The following is a 16654-nucleotide window of genomic DNA, read 5'->3' as shown; positions in this document are numbered from 1 at the left end:
ATCGCACGATCTCAGGCGGGGGAAAGTCATGCGGTAAATATTCCCATTGCGCTCCAGTGCGGCTCATCCAGAACAATGCGTTCAACACGTCTCGGAGGGGATATTTCCGCTGTGGAGCGTGTTCTGGACTCAGGGCCAGATACGGCAGCAGAAAGTGGTACGTCTCGTCATCAACATCGCTGGGGTAGGCACGTCGCGTCACACCCGATTCTGAACCCAGCAGAAACCCTCCCGCAATTTTGGATGGCCTGTCCTCCAGCCTCTAGAGCAAATGACAGAAAAAAAGCTCCACGCTGAGCAAATTTATGATGGTCCCCGAACTGCTCCAGGAGTGGCCCAGGCTTCGCTCTGCACTGCAACTATTCTGTCATTTGCTGTAAATATTACCGGGTCACCCTCACGGGGGAAATCCGACCTATTGAGTGGTTGACGAGAGGATGGTCGGTCTCTCCCCACAGCACCAGCAGAACCAGCAATAGCGCACAAATGCCCTCCAGCACGCACGATGCTCAAACAACCGCGCTTGACCATAGACAGCGAGCGTTTCATGTTCTACGGTGGTTGTTACGGCCCCATTGGGCACGTTTCCTCCCATGACTTCCCTTTCCCGCACCTCCAATCCGTACGGCTCTCGCAGGACGAGCCGTCATGCCGAGTTGCGCCGCAAGCAAGCTGGGAATGCCCAGGTGGAGAGCACTTTCGAGGCCGTCAATCGGATGTTCAACCGGGGAACCCATCGTGGACTCAACGTGTTCGGCTTCGCCCGCCTGCTGGGACGGGCCCGCGCCCTCCGGGCTCTGGCTGCCTTGCCGAACTGGGAAGAGTTGCACGTGCTGCTTCACGCCCTCGTGGCCCTGATCCAGCGGGCCGTCCGGGACGAGTACGACCGGGCGGAAGGTTGCATGATCGCGCCACGAACGCGGCCAAGGATCATCCGGCCCCAGGTCCACGCTGGAGTGGAGCCCCGCACCGCCGCATCGTTTTGAGCGGTTAAATGGCTTGTGGTGCTTCTCAAAACGATGTGATGACCTGACCCCGCCCCGTCAGCCCTGCTGACCCGCTCCGCCCTGCGCGTCGAGCCGCGGCCCCCACCACGCCGAAGCCCTTTCTCCTCTAGGAGGCTTCGAACTTGAAACACTACTTCTCCATCCAGGAATTTGCCGAGTACCTTGGCGTCAGCAAAAAAGTCGTCTACGGCATGGTTCACTCCAGCGCGATCTTCGCGGTGCGCGTCGGACAGAAGGAATTCCGCATCTCCGCTGAAGCCGTGCGCGGGTGGGAAACCGAACAGCACCGCCAGCACGAGCAGCGCAAGGCCAGCCATGCCTGAAGCGGCCCCCAGGAAACGAACCAAGGCACCGAACGGGGCGGCCAGCCTGCGCCCATACAAGGGGCAGTACCGGGTCAAGGTCACGGTGGCCATGACCGGCGGCCGCCAGCAGCAGGTCAGCCGGGTGGTGCCCACCGAAGCCGAGGCGCGGCTGGTGCTGGCCCAGCTGCTGACCGACCACAGCCGCGGCCTGCTCCGGAGCCCCCACACCCTAACCGTGGAAGCGCTGCTCGGGGAGCTGATCGCCATCCGGCGGGACGAGTGGAAGCCCAAGACGCTGGCGAACAACGAGGACCTGATCCGGCTGCATCTGGCACCGCATCTCGGACCGCTCAAAGTGCAAAAGCTCAAACCCCAGCACATCCAGCAGCTGTACCTGCTGCTGGCCCGGACCTACAGCCTTTCCCTGCTGCGCCAGGTGCGCGCCCTGCTGCGGCAGGCCCTGCAACTCGCGGTGGTCAATGACCTGGTGCCCCGGAATGTCGCCAAGGATGTCGAGCTGCTCGGAGCCCGGGTCCCCCGGCGGGTCAAACAGAACCGGGCCCTGAGCCCCGAGCATCTGGAGGCGTTCCTGCAGGCGGCCGCGCCGTTCGAGGAGATCGCCGGCCCGGTGTTCCACATCGCGGGCCTGCTGGGTCTGCGGCGGGGCGAGGCGGCCGCGCTGCGCTGGGAACAGGTGGACCTAGGGCGGGGCCTCCTGCACGTGCGCGACAACCTGGTGGTGGTCCGGGGCCGCCCAACACCCGGAACCCCCAAGACCGAGGCCGGTGACCGGACCGTGCCCCTGGCTCCTGAGACGGTGGCGCTGCTGGCCGCCTGGAAAGTCCGGCAGCAGGCGCTCGGGGTGATGGTGGGGACGAAGTGGATCGACAGCGGCCACATCTTCACGACGCTGAAGGGCACCCCGTTCCACCCGGACCGGCTGTCCACGCTGGCCCGTGAATTCGGCACCCGGGCGGGGCTGGAGCACGTGACCTTCCACGGCCTGCGGCACACCAGCGCCAGCCTGCATCTGGCCAGGGGCGTCCCGGCAGAAGTGGTGAAGACCTGGCTGGGGCACGAGAACGTGAGCCTGACGCTGAACACCTACCGCACGGTCTACAGCCATGAGCACCGCCTGCATGTGACCGGGATGAGCGGCCTGCTGCAGCAGGGCCCGGACAATCTGACGCTCGACGGCGTTCTCCGCGTCGGGGCCTGAACCCCTTCCCAGCATGACCGGGGGAGCGCTCCCGGCCTGCTCAGAGGCAAACACCATGAACGAGAACACCAGAACAGAGCAGAAAACACTGATTTCTCCCGAGAGTGACCTGGTGCCGTACCCGGAAGCGGCCCGAATCACCTGTGTTTCCGAGCGGACGCTCAAACGCATGGTGGAGGCCGATGAACTGCGCGAGTACGAGTTTCGCGGGAGCAAACGCCTGAGCCGGGCTGAGCTTTTAACGCCTGGACCCCGCCGTCTCTCTGACAGAAAACACGCTTAAACAATCCCGTGCTGGACAGCCTTCAGCATCGTTTTCGGGGGTTTCAGCAACAAGGCACGCCGCGTGGGTCCGTCCGTGTCCATGCTGGTCAGAAAGCCTTTGAAAAACGCCGATGTTACGGCCGTTCCTGGCACCTGTAGTCCACGACAGTCAAGTTTTGTTCACAACAAAGCAGTTCTACGTCGACGCCACAGAAGTTGACTTCGTTGTGAACAAGAGCGATATATGAATCCAAGCAAGGGAGTAAACAAAATGACACAGGTAAAAGAGAATTCACCGAAAAATATGCAAGAGGGTTTCGACTACTGGAAGTCGCTTCCCAGACATGATGGCAAAGGCGGTCTCAATGGAGAGCGTTCTGCCTCGGACCTGGCGAACTACCGACGTGCCCTGCGGGATCTCTGCCTGGGCTTCGCTGAGCACGAAAACCTGCACGAGGCACCGTTTTCGCTCCTAGCCTTGGAGGAGCAGCACGTGATTGAGGCTGTCCTCAAGGGAGCAGGCGAAAGGCTCAAAGGCGGGCTCAAACCTCATCTGGCCAGCAGCCTGCAGTCCTGGATTCGGGCCCTCCGGCGGGATCTCCAGCCCGTACTCAATCTGGAGGAGTACCGGCCGAAGACCTGGCGCGAGCTGCACGAGACCGGAGCGAGCCCGCTGCCACCCTTTTTACATACGGAGTGGCCGGAAGCTGCCGCAAAACAGTTTGCTCACTTGCAGCTGGCGTATGGCGACAAGGCCTACTTCGGCCCAGGCTGGCGCCTGTTCAAGCGGCGAAAGCTGCGCCCCAGAACACTCGAGGGGTATCGGCATGGCCTGAACCGGCTTCTTGAGTTCTGCGTGAAGGAGGAGGGTCGCCAGGATGTTCGCCTGATTGACCTGGTCGACCTGGATCTGCTCGAGCGGTTCGCCCATTGGTACCCGCAGCGCAAAGAGAAGGGCGGGTACTCCATGGTGAGGCAGGTGTGCTTCTCGGTAGGTGGCGTCGCCCGCTACCTGGAAATCATGGGGGAGCTGAAGAGTGGCTATGAGCCGTTCTCGAAACACCCGGAGGCCCCCTGGATCAGGATGTACCAGCTGGGCATTGAGGTGGAGCGGGAGAACCACAAAAAGGCCGTCAAGCTGCAGGCTGTGCCCGTCCTGACCCCAAAGCAGATGCATGAGGTCGCCCGGCACGCGAAGATCCATGTGCCCCGGAATCGGCGTGGCAATGCCTACGTCAACCAGACGTACACCCGCCGCCGAACCGCGATGTTCTTCGCACTGGCCCCCTTCATGCCCATCCGTCTGGAGAACTGGACCATGATGTGCTGGGGCCAACATCTGTACAAGAATAATCGGGGACGCTGGTGCGTGCAGTTCGAGCCTGAGGAAACCAAGAACCTTGAGCGGTGCAAAGTTCCCCGGCGTTATGAGTTGGAGCTCCCAAAGGCCGCCACAGAGTGGATTGAGTGGTGGCGTGCTCAGCTGACGGTCTACATCGGTGCTGATTTTGAAGAACAGTGCCCCTGGGTGTTGCCCTCGCGGGGCCGGACCACGGGATTGAAGGGACCGGTGAAGTGGAAACGGTGCCTGAATGCGATGTTTTACAGAGGCATCCTGAGCACCTGCCTGGAGGTCAGGGGGCACCGTTACCGGCCCTATATCGTGCGGCACCATGTCGCCACGCACATCATCACCGGGGAGAACGCCACGATGCGCGACATTCAGCAGGCGGCGACCCTGCTGGGCGACCTGCCTGAAACCGTGTCGAGGTCGTACTACAAACCTAAAGAGCAGGAACTGCTGGATCAGGGGTACTTCAGCGAGTTCAGCGATCCAGACGCGGAAGACTGAATCAAACTTCCAGGCGGGACAGCACACTAACCGTGCTGTCCCGCCCGCTTTGTGCTGCCTGGATGAGCTACTTCTGCGCGCGGTCCTCGATGGCCATGTCGATCATCGTCCGGATGTCGGGGGCGGTGAGATACAGGGCGAGCAGATCGATGTGCAGGTAAGCCAGCGTGCGCTCGGCGGACGGCAAACTGCGGCGCAGCAGGGCGTTCGCCGCCAGCGTGGTCCGGTAGCTGAGCTGCACCACCTCGTTGCGCAGGGCCGGCGCACCGTGGGCGGGCAGCCGGCAGCGGGTCAGGAGCGTGGCGACATTTCTGGCCTCCTCGGACACCGTGGTCACAGGTGTGGGCGCGTAGCGGATGTCCTGGACCTGTCTCACGCGCGCTCTGAACTCCGGGAGACTAAGGTACGCCAGCGCGAGCGTGGCCTGGAGGACGCTGCGAGAGGCTCCACGTGGTGCGCCTTCTTTCCAGGCGTCCTGCAGGGCACGCTCAAAAGAACGAGTGACCCGGTAACTGACCTGGGTTTTGGCCCGGGTGATGGGCTGGCGGGTGAACCACGGCAGATCCAGCCGATGGGCCAGCCGCTGCATCTCCTCCAGGCCGAGGTTTGGAGGGAGAGAGCTGACGTCCTCTCCACTGGGAAGCAGCGGCGGTGTGGCGCGACGGTCTGCCTGACGCAGGTGCTGAGCTTCCAGGCGGTCAAGTTCGCTGCCGTAGCCCCGCAGGAGTCGAGCATGGGCCTGCAGGTGATCCGTGAGCCTCGGCTCGGCTGGCTGGGTCTGGCGGTACAGGGACCACAGGCCAGCCTTGAGCGTAAGGCCCTGCAACTCCCTTTGGGTAAACGGGGCCAGGTGAGGCAGCAGGCGGGTGAGGTAGAGACGGGCGGCGTGAAGATTCAACTGGTCTTCGGACTGCGTCATGAAGCCTCCTGCCCCGCCAGACCGCAGGCGGGGCAGCACACACTGGATCAGCCTCGCTCGCACAGTCAACCCCGTCCAGCACAGCATTCTGACATCATCTGCATTGATGGTAGACCGTCGACGAAGGGCCTGGAACGCAGTGACACCAGGTCGCGACTGCGCCCTGGGGATCTCCAGCTCGACTGCCTTAAATGGCTTGCGCGGCCTCCATCATCAGGCACTGCTCCTCCACCCTGGTGCCATCTACACTGAAGCAGCACCTGGAACCTGTTGGCGGGGGCATGGAACCGTACGCGCGACGGCTGGATGAACCTGTTGTATGCCCTGGACTTGGACGAGGTCCTGGACGCGGTCTGCCCCGGCAAGGCCACGCGCCTGATAGCGGCAGACGTGGCCTGGTGGCACCGGCATAGCGGCGGTGAGCTGGACTCGAACACACGTGTCTGGGCGCAGTTGTCCCTGCCATGGATGGCTCTATCCGGGGAAGCGCCCTGCACACGTGAGATCGTGCGTCAGGTCTGTCTGGAGACGGGCGTCGATCCGGAGACGAGCGGCCGGAACTGGTACATGGCGTGAGTGTGTACAGCTCAAGTCTGGCCTTGTGGCTGCGTCAACGGGGCGTGTTCAGCGGACGGCCCCTGCGCCGAATGACGGATGCCTGAAGCCCCCCGTACGGGCATACTCGGATGGGAAACCGTGATAGCTCACTGGTAGAGCGGTCGGCTCCTTCTCCGGCCGGACACAGGTTCGAGCCCTATTCACGGCTTCCCTGTCCGGGGCGGCTCGTTGGGAGCGCCACTGGCCCCGCAGGTTCAATTCCTGATCTCAGGTCCATCTCTGACAGGACGCAGCTAAGATCTGCGTCCTGTTGTTATTGCTCAGTCGGCCAGAGAATCGAAGAAAAAGGGGGAAGACCGTGCCGGCGTCCTGGGTGCGCCACATATCATACGGACTCCGATTAGTTGGTTGATAGAGGCCAGCAGTGGAAGAGGGTGTGCTGGGTGAGGAGGTCCGGCTGTGTTTCAGCCAGGTGCAACGTTCGGCCAGCACCTCCGAGAAGTCGTCCAGGGTGTCGAATGCTCGATTGGCCACGGTGGCGTCAGTGAGCGCCCAGAGCCGCTCGGCGGGCTGCAACTCTGGGGCAGAGGGTGGCAGGGTGACGGTCTGGATCCCTGGGGGCTGTCCCTGCGTGGCAGGGACATGGAAACCGGCGCCGTTCTAGACCACGAGCACGTGATGGCCGGCGCCCCGGAAGGTGACCTTCCCGTCGTCTGGGGCGGCCAAAAACGAAGTGGTCAGCTACTGAGTATCTAGCCATATCGTCTCCCTTTTATGCGCTCAACACGCTCGTTTGCCCTATCAACCCCAGGCCCTAAACGGCGTTGGTCCATGGCGACAATCCATGAAGGTGACCGCGCAAGCTCGTGAGCGCTTTAAGGACTGCCTTTCAGAACCCTATTTTCAGCGTTCTACCGAATTGGACCATCAGCGCAGCACCGTGAGCTCAGCATGCTCGTAGGCAGTAAAGGAGGAGAGCAAGGCCTGCGCGAGGCTGACAACGTCGGGATCATGGTCGTACTCATAGACGTCCAGCTGGCACAGTGTCCTGCCGTCCGCACTGCGTACTTTTGCCAGGTAGCGCACCTCGCGCATGATGGGACGTTCGAACCGCAGCACGAACGACCTCGCTGAGCGGTGTAGGACTGTAACTGATATGCCAGGATCGCGCCGCGCCACCTCGCGTTCCGCCTTCAGCAGCGCCGCGAGTGGAGGTGCATGCCAAGCCGTGAGGCTGGTCATCTCCACGCTGATGGCATCCCTGATATTCAAGTGCCGCGCGCCGTGTGGAAACGTGAGTGGCGTGCCGTCCAGCCACACTTGCGGCAGGGTGAAGGCGCAGCCATCCGGCACGTTCGCCGAACCCGCTGCACTCACCTCGGCGGTTGTCGTCGCCAACCGACCAGGAAAGAGAGGCGTGAGAGCCGAAATGGCGAACCAAGACGCGGCCAGCAGAGCATAGATGAGGAAACGCAGGCGGATCATGTTGTCCTCCAGGCCAGCAGCCCAACCCCTGGGCATCAGCCGCACCTCCGCAGGCTTCCTTATGAGCGCCAGCACGAAAAGCATTGCTGGGCGTCGGCGCATTCCTGATGCCTCACCTTAGGGCCGAGTATCGTGCCCGCGCCACGGTAGAATGCCCCATCCGGGCCGCTATCCGGATGGGGAGTTTTGGGGGTCAACCCTCGAGGTGGTGCTGCGCTGCCCAGCGGGCAAGTTCCACGCGGTTACGTAGGTCCAGTTTTCCGAGCATGTTCGTCACGTGCTTGCTGACCGTGCCGGCACTGATTCCCAACTGCTGCGCTATCTTCTTATCGGTTGCGCCCTGCGCCAGGGCTCGAAGTACGTCTCGTTCACGCGGAGTGAGGCTGTTCGTGGGGTCAGACACCGCCCGCGACTTTGGGCTGTCGCGGAGCCACTCGTCGACAGCCTGTAGCACCCTGGGCGCGTCGTCCTCGCCTGCAGCATGCCAGATGTTGTCGAAAGCCACTGAACCCAGCTGAGCGTAGAGGCGATCGCGCAGTTCTGCGATGGGGCCCGCATAACGCGCGTCCATCGCCTGTCCGGTTGTGGACCGCAAGTGCCTGTCGTAGGCCAGCAGGCGAACCGTCCACTCGCCTTGCTCGGAAGGGCCTCCGAGCAAGGCGAACAATCGCAGGAGTCGGGACATGAGGTTCACGTCCTGAACGTCGTGCAGCCAGCGCCACGCGGTCGTTGCCTGCGTCCATGCCGTTTCCGGAGCATTCGTGCGGTATGCAATCCAGGCATGGGCCTGCGCTGTCCACGCGAGTCCGGCCACGTCATGCAGTTCCTCCTTGAGCGTGCGCGAGGCCTCGAGGTGCTGGAGGGCCGCCCCATACCGTTCTAGGATGCTGTAGGTCACGCCGAGGTTATGCAACACATTTGCGCGAAAGGCCGTATGCTCACGTGTGAACGGCAGGTCTCGCAAGCGCTCAAAGTATTGGAGGCTATGCTCAGCCTGATGACAGTCGATAAGCAGTTTCACAAGACAACTGAGGGCATAAGCCTCGGATGACCCGTCGCCCTGCTCGTGGAACGCCTCAATGCTGTCTTGCAGGCCACGGATGGCTTGATCAACCCGCCGCGTATCGTGCTGATCGTGGACAACGAGTGCGCCGAGCGTTGCTTGAGCAAAACGACGCTGCTCGGGAGCAGCGAGGTTGATGGCGCCGTACACCATGTCGAGGATGAAGCGCCGAGGGCTGGCGTGAAAGCCCGTCACATGCCAGTACGTGGTGAGCACGTCGGCCAGCATGCGCCATGCCTCCTGCCACCGGCCTCTACACACAAAATGCAGCAAGGCTGCATGCATATTCGCGTCCTCAGTCCTCAGAACGCTCAATGAGGTGGCCGTAAGGTCATTGACCTGCACTTGGCAACGCTCCAGCAGTGCAAGGAAGTAATCAGCGTGACGGTCTCGCACCTCCTCACCACCGCTGGTTTCTAGGTATTCAGCTGCGTATGCCCGCACTGGTTCGAGCATCACCCAGCGCGATTCATGTCCTGTCATGGGATGGGTGGGGTGCACAAGGCTATGCTCGGCCAGCCGGGTCAGCAGTACCCACACGTCCGGTCGTTGCGTGGCGGCGGCCAAGGCGGAGAGTGTGAAGCCACCGATGAACACGCCGCAGGTACCGAACACGGTACGTTCTTCCACCGTAAGCAGATCCACGCTCCATTGGAGCGTTGCGCGCATGGATGCCGCATGCGGCGCACTGTCGATAGGCCCGTCAGCCAGCGTGTCAAGGGACCGGTCGAGCCACTCAATCAGGCCGTCAAGCTCCACGACGCGCAGTCGCGCGGCGGCGAGTTCCAATGCCAGCGGCAGGCCGTCGAGCTGTTCGCATATCCGTGTCACCAACGTTTGGATGCGCGGCGTTAAGCAGAAGCGTGGGTCGATCGCCCGAGCGCGTTCCACGAACAGCTCGGCCGCCGGGCTGAGCGCACGAGCTTCCGTTTTTCTCGTCGAAAGTGGGCCGAGCGGGAATTCCTGCTCACCATGCAGTTTCAGTACCACACGGCTGGTAATGATGACACGCAGGTGGGGGGCCTGCGCGAGGAGGGCAGCCAGGTCGGTGGCCGCACCGATGAGGTGTTCGAAGCTGTCGAGAACAAGCAGCAGACCACGTAAACCGATGCGTGCGGACAGTCCCTCAGATCCCTGTACACCGAGTGCGTGCGCAATCGCTGGCAACACTTCCGCGGGGTCGCGTAGTGACACAAGGTCTATCCATACAACCCCAAGCTCGAATTGCGGCGTAAGGGTGTGAGCGAGTTCCAAGACGAATCGAGTTTTGCCGATTCCTCCTGGTCCCCGTACGGTGAGCAGACGCACGTGCGGCTGGGCGAGCAGAGCGAGCGCAAGCTTTAAGTCATCCGCTCGCCCGATCAGACGGTCCGAAGGGAAAGGCGGTCTGGGCACCTGGCTCCCAAGGTTTGGGTCGCTCATGCTCCAGTGTAAAAGGCAAGCGCGATCTGAAATCGCAACACCTTTGCGGAGTGCCAGTTTGGGATGGGAGCTTGTTCCTCAAAAGCGCCCGGCGACCGAAATCCGCTCAGTACCCGACAGTTTTCGAGGGGCTTGAAATCTGTCGTCTAGCACGCGAGAACAGAGCGCGTCTCCCGCTGCTCTGAAATCGTTGACGCTGTGTTTCGTCTCTCACTTCCCGGCCTACCGCAAAAATCAGGTGGAACTGCTCGCTCTGCTCGTCCTGGCGTTGATCGGGGCCAAAGACGTTCGCCACGCATCACTGGCCGAGCGTTGCCCGGGCAACGCTCAGACGGCTTCCGTCATTCGCCAGATTGAGCGATTCTTTCACCAGCATCCGCTGTGTCCTCTGGAAGTTGCCCGTCTGGTTCTGGCGCTGCTCCCCGATGGGAAACGGCAGGACTTCACCCCTGACCGCACGAACTGGAAACTGGGTAAGACCGATGTTGGGGTTCAGTCAATTTTGTACAGGTGGAGTTAAGCGTCGATCATGGGAGGCACAACCTTGACTCCCCGCAGAATCTTCTGGTAACGAATTTAAGCGAGAAGCCCTCCACCTTATCCAACAGCCGGACAGACCGGTTTGGAGCGGCGTCTCCCCCAGCCTCTGGCAAGGGGCTCATTGGTTGACACAGCGTCACGCGCGGTGCGCGTGCGCCTGCTTGACTCTCCAGTAGGTGTAGGGTCTACCGTGGAAGGCAGGAGGAACCCTTATGGATCCCAACCAGGCCCGCTTCCTGTTCGAAGTTCAGCGCGTGAGTGCCCGGGTGGCGGCGGAGTGTCAATACACACCCACGCGCGCACGGCCTGTCCCGACACGACAGGCTTCCCTGCGACACAAGGCAGCACTATGGCTACATTCCCTGGCGTCCCGCATAGATGTCTCCGCACCTCAGCCGGTGTAGGCACGTCACAGCCTTCGGGAGGCTTCCATGGTCAGCGATCCACGTGAACGGGCGCTCTACACCATTGGGCAGTTCGCGAAATTTACAGGATTCCCGGTCAAAACACTGCGGTATTACGACGAGGTGGGGGTGCTCAAGCCGGCGTTTGTAGATTCGGACACGGGATATCGGTCGTACACCGAAGCTCAGCGTAAGCAGATGCATTTTCTGGCTCAATTGCACGTGCTTGACCTCACGGTAGAAATGCTCCGGGACTTTATGCGAGATCCTACGCTGGAGCATCAGGGGGCGTTGATCGACTGGAAGATCGCGCAACTTGAGCAGGAGATCAGAGACCGGCAGCAAGGTCTGGAGTCACTGAAGCGCGTGAGGGCCTACCCGTGGTCCGGACAGCAATACGAAGTGATTGCCGAGGAGCGGTCGTCGCGGTCTTGGGCGTGCGTGCACTACGTGACCCAGATGAAGGGGTTCGAGAAGGATCGGGAACAGGCCTTCAGGACGGTACGCGCTTTCCTGACGCGGCGTGGTGTGACACCGGCCGGCTCACCTATGGTGTTCAGCCTACCGATCCAGGACATGCGGGGCGTGCATAAAGGTGTAGAAGTGTACGCGGGTTTCGAGCTGACTGACCCTGTCCCGGCTGAGGGAGAAGTTCTGGTGGGCACGACGCCTTCAGGTTTCTGGTACGGGGTGAAGCATACGGGGCCGTATGAGCACATCTGGCATGTGATGACGATGCTGTTCGAGCACCTTCAGCGGTCGGGGGTACGGGTGCAGCGGGGGGCAGGGGAGTTTCTACAGCAGGAAGTGTTCCATGTGGGTCCGTGGGATACCGCGGAGGCTGGGAGATGGGTGACCGATGTGCGGTGGCTGGTCCGGCCGGACGACTCTGGGTGTGTGGTGCCGAGGGTCCTTGGAGGGCGGGGCAGTGATAGCGGTTGACTGTATATCGACACAGAGGCGTAGATCTGCTGCGGGTTTTTGGTGGAGGAGGGCTTCTTCGCGGCGACGGGCGCACAAGGCGCCTGTGCAGGCACGAAGTTCTGAAGCTCGAGGTTAATCAAGGCCAGTCATTCTCGGGGTCAAGGAGAGGTTCATATGAAGGCAATCGACCAACATGTCCGTGTCTCGTATGTTGAGTACGCACCTGGAACGCTGGAGACAGTATCGAAAGAGACTGACGCAAGCTTGATGGCATTGGTCCGTCAGCAGGCCGGCCTGATTGAGTTTGCTATTGTACAAACAGGGCATGACTCCAGAATGGTTGTCGGTACTTGGCAATCACGTGAACATGCTGAGGAATGGGCTACAAAAGGCATGGCGTGGCTTACAGAGGTTGCGAAAATCAGCGAGCAGGTGACTTTCCATGTCACGTACAGTGGCGACGTAATCATAGCAGAGAACGCATCGTAGTTCCTTCAAGCTCACAAAACAGGTGTGTTCCAGTCCTATAGGGTCCGATCAGAATTATAACGAAAAGGTAGTGTTCTCCCCAAGAACTGGGCGGTATGAAGTAAAGCCTGAGGCTCGCCTGAGCCGATCCCGGTAGCCTGTCCGGGTTAGGGTAGGTTAGGCAAGACACCACCAGACTTCCCAACTGGCGTGGGGCTCTATTCATAAAGCAGAATCCAAAAAAAGAACATGGGATTCTCACGAAAATTCCGGCCGACGGTTCAAGATGGGGACAAGGCCGAAAATTTCACATCACCGCACCGGTACGACAGTAGCGACACGACCGGGCTTGTTCGGATTCATCCCGTTCTTAACACGTCGGCCAGGGAGAGATTATGAGGAGATGGCAAGTGTTTACAGTGCTGGTTGGCCTGCTTGCTCTGTCTGCCTGTAGCAGTTCACCTCCAGTAACCAGAGACGTCCTCCTTGATCCGCAGATCACCAAGGGCGGAGACCTCGACGGCCAAGGCCATCCCTACGTGGGTCTGATGATCGCTCAGGACAAGAACGGTGCACCGTTATTCAGGTGCAGCGGCACTCTGATCGACTCCACCCACTACCTGACCGCCGGCCACTGCACCGATGGTGCCGAGCATGTGGAAATCTGGTTCGATGCTGGCCCCATCCCGGTGGATGCGGGCTACAGGGCGGCCATTCTGGCTGGCAAGACACCGGCCGAAGCCTGCAACATCGTTCGCACCGACGCGCTGGCTGACAGCGGTTACCCCTGCGTGGGTCAGGCCAGCGGCAAGGCCTACACGCATCCCGACTTCTACAGTGGCCCCTTTTACCTGAACGACCTGGGCATGGTGGTGTTGGATTCGGCGTATGCGACCCCTGGGAACCAGTACGGCAAACTGCCTCAACTGAATATTTTGGACACCCTTGCCACCAACTTGGGCAAAAACCGTGTGACCTTCACCACCGTTGGGTACGGCCTGCAGGAAGCCTACCCGGACCCGGCCGCGTGGAAGGACGTCGCCATCCGGCAGCGCATGGTCGCCCAACCCAAACTGATCCGCCTTAACCCCGTGTACATGACCCTCTCGAACAATTCGAACACCGGCGGCACGTGCTTCGGCGACTCGGGCGGTCCGAATTTCATCGGCGACAGTAACGTGGTGGGTGGGGTTACTTCCTTCGCAATCAATCCCACCTGCGCCGGAACGAGTGGCGTGTACCGGGTGGATCGCCCGGACGACCTGGCCTGGCTCGCCACCTTTGGACTCACCCCCTGAGCTGGACTTTGGCCATCCACAGGGGAGTAGCAGGCTACTCCCCTATCAGACTTGAGCATGGCACCCCTTCCGAAGTGGTTCACTTGGATCTTGAACAAGTTCGCCTCGCTCTTTTCGACGCGGATCTGGGCGCAGGTGCAACTCCACACCGTGCCTTGCGCGTGCCTTATATGGGCAGGCGCCAGAGGCGTCAGAAGGCGGTTAAGGGATAGGAAGTAGGATTGGAAAGTGGCTTAAACACGGAATTCTAGGCTTCTGGGAGCATCAACGGACACCAGGGACATCACCGAGCTTCCACCTACGGATCAGAAGGCCAGGGGTTCGAATCCCTTCGGGCACACCACAGAAACTCCCCCCTAGAGGGGGTTTTTTCTTTATATGCCTGATGCAAGGAGGCTGGCGTGCCTTGTTCGTGCCTTACGGAGAGAGTGCTGGGACTTTCCACGCTTGGATCTTTTGCGTGGATGCAGGACTTCGACTATCAGAACGCTTCGGCCCAGTTGTCCCTCTCGTTGACCTTCGATCTTTCGCGCGGGCAGGACTTCACACTCCCGAACCTCAAGTTGCCCCAGACACTCAAGGATGCAGTCGTGCTGCTCGACAAGCACCAGAAGTTACATAACGACCTGAGCGCCCGCTGGGAGACCATTCGCAAGCGCAGCAAGGAAGTCGACGCGCAACTTCGCCTTAGACCCGCGGCGTCCCCGATCATCGAGGTACGCCGCCAGGCGCTTTGGCAAGCCCGCCTGCACGTCAGGGACGAGCCGACCGTGAAGCACCTCTACGAGGCGGACCTGGAAGTCAACAAGGTCGACACGGACTTCTCGCACTGTTCGGGCGGCTGCATCGCCGACGAATTCATCAGGAAGGCGCGTACCTCCAAAGAACACCACGCACTGTGCAACGCCGCGATGACCACGCAACATGACAAGTGGCGCAGCGCGATGCACAGGCTCAAGTGAATGGGCAACTGGACCTGGAAGACTTTCACGCGATTTGCAGCGTCTTCGCCACCCACCTGGGCGATAAAGAGTCGTGTCCCTCTGGACTGCGCCACGTGCCGCATGATGGGTTCCAATCAGGCCAACACTCCGGGAGAAACGCTGAAGGTGTGCTTTTGTCCGGCCTGACTTCCGCTGATTCCCTGTCCGTCGACACAGACTGGAACACCCTGGGTATTGACGGTTCAGACCTTGATGAGACGCATCCGGAAGCGGCGGCCCTTGATGGTACCAACGTCGCGCCCCGGCATGTTCCTGTCGTTCAGGCGCCTGAACGCCTGGTCCACCGCGTGCCGGTCGACCGCGACATAGGTCGTGGATTCAGTCACGTTGATCTTCCCGACCTGTTCCTTGCTCAGGCCCAGATCACCTGTGAGGGCGCCCAGCACGTCGCCGGGACGGAGCTTGTCCTTCTTTCCGCCCATAATGCACAGCGTCACCATAGGCGCAGTCGCCGCCCCGGCGCTGTCGGGGGCAAGGTCGTCAAGCGCGTGCCAGTGGATTGGCGCGTTCTGATACTCCTCTATCAGTCCGACCCACTTTTTCTCGTTGGGTGCGCACAGGGTCAGGGCCAAGCCAGTCGCGCCCGCACGGCCAGTGCGGCCCACACGGTGGATGTGGACTTCCGTATCCCTGGACACGTCCGCAATGATCACGGCGTCAAGATCGGCGATGTCCAGGCCGCGCGCGGCCACATCAGTGGCAACCAGCACCGAGCAGCTGCGGTTGGCGAACAACACCAGAATCTCGTCGCGTTCGCGCTGTTCCAGATCACCATGCAGAGCCAGGGCCGAAAAGCCCTGGGCATGCAGTTCCTCGGCCAGCTCCCGGCAATGGGCCCTGGTGTTACAAAAGACCAGCGCCGAGGCGGGCCTGAAATACCTGAGCAGGCGTCCGACAGCAGCGTCCCGCTCGTCGAATTCCACTGCGTAGAAGCGCTGCTCGATTTGGTCGCCCGCATGCTGCGCTTCCACAATCACTTCGGCTGGATTGTTCAGGAAGCTTCTGGTGGCTTGGCGGATGTCATCTGGGTAGGTGGCAGAGAACAGCAGGGTCTGGCGCTGCCTGGGACAGGCACGGACAATGCCTGCGATCTCGTCGTAGAAGCCCATGTCTGTCATGCGGTCCGCTTCGTCGAGCACCAGCGTGTGAACGTGGGCGAGGTCGATGGTGCCGCGGCCAAGATGATCGCGGAGGCGGCCAGGCGTGCCGACCACGATATGGGCGCCGTGCTCAAGCGAGGCCACCTGAGGGCGCAGTGGCGTGCCGCCGGTCAGGGCGAGCACTTTGATGTTCCCTTCTGCGCGTGCCAGACGACGGAGCTCGCCGGCCACCTGGTCGGCCAGTTCGCGCGTGGGGCACAGCACCAGCCCCTGGATGGCGAACGACGCCGGATCGAGCTTGCTCAGGATGCCGAGGCCAAAGGCGGCCGTTTTACCACTGCCAGTCTTGGCCTGCGCGATCAGGTCACGCCCCTTCAGGACGTGCGGCAGGCTCTTCTCCTGGATGGTTGTCATCTGGTGGTAGCCCAGTGTGGCGAGGTTGGCCAGAAGACTGGTTTTCAGGGGCAGGATCGTGAATGGCTTTGAATTCATATGCTGTAGGCCGCCAAAATTGAGCATTTCCAGTGTACTGCTCTGAGTGGAACTGCTTCACGGGAGCTCAGGCCATGAAGGCTCAGCTTTTTGAAGACTGTCTCCTGCCCGTTGACGATGAACGCAGCCTCGCCACGTGCCTCGCACTCTTTACGCCAACGGTGGATCAGGCCAGGGCCAGTGAATGGGTCAGCGTAGCCGCTGACCGGGGCGAAGTGATTTAGCTTTTGGTCCTGTCTCTGGGGTTCATTCCAGGCGGAATCCGTATCAGATTGAGCGACGCTCACTGCTTAATTCGTGTGGGATGTTGCCCTGTACAGCTCCGTGGAC

The 16654-nt window shown here is 61.2% G+C and carries 15 protein-coding genes and 1 tRNA gene; 11 read left to right on the top strand and 5 right to left on the bottom strand.

Annotated features, from left to right (window positions below; translation table 11 throughout):
* The coding region (locus tag IEY31_RS17765) for a transposase (protein ID WP_188974292.1) at positions 1-202 on the bottom strand (202 nt) is incomplete at its 3' end.
* A gap of 391 nt (positions 203-593) precedes the next feature.
* On the opposite strand from IEY31_RS17765, the gene IEY31_RS17760 reads away from it, so the two are divergent.
* The 5 genes from IEY31_RS17760 to IEY31_RS17740 all read left to right on the top strand — a co-directional run bounded on the left by IEY31_RS17760 (position 594) and on the right by IEY31_RS17740 (position 4647).
* Entirely contained in the window at positions 594-986 is a 393-nt protein-coding gene (locus tag IEY31_RS17760; RefSeq protein WP_188974291.1) for a hypothetical protein, read from the top strand.
* A 143-nt stretch (positions 987-1129) separates the two neighbouring features.
* Entirely contained in the window at positions 1130-1330 is a 201-nt protein-coding gene (locus tag IEY31_RS17755; RefSeq protein ID WP_188974290.1) for an excisionase family DNA-binding protein, read from the top strand.
* Entirely contained in the window at positions 1323-2531 is a 1209-nt protein-coding gene (locus tag IEY31_RS17750) for a tyrosine-type recombinase/integrase (RefSeq protein ID WP_188974289.1), read from the top strand. Before IEY31_RS17755 ends, IEY31_RS17750 begins: the two co-directional genes overlap by 8 nt.
* Before the next feature lie 55 nt (positions 2532-2586).
* Entirely contained in the window at positions 2587-2814 is a 228-nt protein-coding gene (locus IEY31_RS17745; protein ID WP_188974288.1) for a hypothetical protein, read from the top strand.
* A gap of 225 nt (positions 2815-3039) precedes the next feature.
* Complete coding sequence (locus tag IEY31_RS17740; protein ID WP_188974287.1) at positions 3040-4647, top strand: hypothetical protein; 1608 nt, start codon at positions 3040-3042, stop codon at positions 4645-4647.
* Between the two features lie 67 nt (positions 4648-4714).
* Here the strand turns inward: IEY31_RS17740 and IEY31_RS17735 are convergent, their stop codons facing one another.
* On the bottom strand, positions 4715-5566 hold the full coding sequence (locus tag IEY31_RS17735) for a hypothetical protein (RefSeq protein ID WP_188974286.1): 852 nt from the start codon (positions 5564-5566) through the stop codon (positions 4715-4717).
* Between the two features lie 694 nt (positions 5567-6260).
* On the opposite strand from IEY31_RS17735, the gene IEY31_RS17725 reads away from it, so the two are divergent.
* Positions 6261-6332 (top strand) — tRNA-OTHER (locus IEY31_RS17725).
* Positions 6333-7051: 719 nt separating this feature from the next.
* Here IEY31_RS17725 and IEY31_RS17720 read toward each other — a convergent pair.
* The gene (locus IEY31_RS17720; protein ID WP_188974284.1) at positions 7052-7609 is read right to left on the bottom strand and encodes a hypothetical protein; all 558 of its coding nucleotides are present in this window, start codon (positions 7607-7609) and stop codon (positions 7052-7054) included.
* 193 nt (positions 7610-7802) lie between these two features.
* Entirely contained in the window at positions 7803-10094 is a 2292-nt protein-coding gene (locus IEY31_RS17715; protein ID WP_188974283.1) for an ATP-binding protein, read from the bottom strand.
* 190 nt (positions 10095-10284) lie between these two features.
* On the opposite strand from IEY31_RS17715, the gene IEY31_RS17710 reads away from it, so the two are divergent.
* The 5 genes from IEY31_RS17710 to IEY31_RS17690 all read left to right on the top strand — a co-directional run bounded on the left by IEY31_RS17710 (position 10285) and on the right by IEY31_RS17690 (position 14690).
* The gene (locus IEY31_RS17710; protein WP_188974282.1) at positions 10285-10614 is read left to right on the top strand and encodes a hypothetical protein; all 330 of its coding nucleotides are present in this window, start codon (positions 10285-10287) and stop codon (positions 10612-10614) included.
* Between the two features lie 451 nt (positions 10615-11065).
* Positions 11066-11980 (top strand): MerR family transcriptional regulator, encoded by a 915-nt coding sequence (locus IEY31_RS17705; RefSeq protein WP_188974281.1) that lies wholly within the window; start codon positions 11066-11068, stop codon positions 11978-11980.
* A gap of 156 nt (positions 11981-12136) precedes the next feature.
* Positions 12137-12451, top strand: a complete 315-nt coding sequence (locus IEY31_RS17700) for a hypothetical protein (RefSeq protein ID WP_188974280.1) — start codon at positions 12137-12139, stop codon at positions 12449-12451.
* A 389-nt stretch (positions 12452-12840) separates the two neighbouring features.
* Entirely contained in the window at positions 12841-13728 is an 888-nt protein-coding gene (locus IEY31_RS17695; RefSeq protein WP_229723757.1) for a trypsin-like serine protease, read from the top strand.
* A 428-nt stretch (positions 13729-14156) separates the two neighbouring features.
* The gene (locus tag IEY31_RS17690; protein WP_188974279.1) at positions 14157-14690 is read left to right on the top strand and encodes a hypothetical protein; all 534 of its coding nucleotides are present in this window, start codon (positions 14157-14159) and stop codon (positions 14688-14690) included.
* Between the two features lie 224 nt (positions 14691-14914).
* Here the strand turns inward: IEY31_RS17690 and dbpA are convergent, their stop codons facing one another.
* Complete coding sequence (dbpA, locus tag IEY31_RS17685; protein ID WP_229723756.1) at positions 14915-16351, bottom strand: ATP-dependent RNA helicase DbpA; 1437 nt, start codon at positions 16349-16351, stop codon at positions 14915-14917.
* Positions 16352-16654 lie beyond the last annotated feature (303 nt).

It is taken from the genome of Deinococcus aerolatus (genome assembly GCF_014647055.1).
Taxonomy (GTDB): Bacteria; Deinococcota; Deinococci; order Deinococcales; family Deinococcaceae; genus Deinococcus; species Deinococcus aerolatus.
This window is presented reverse-complemented; position numbering and strand designations above follow the sequence as displayed.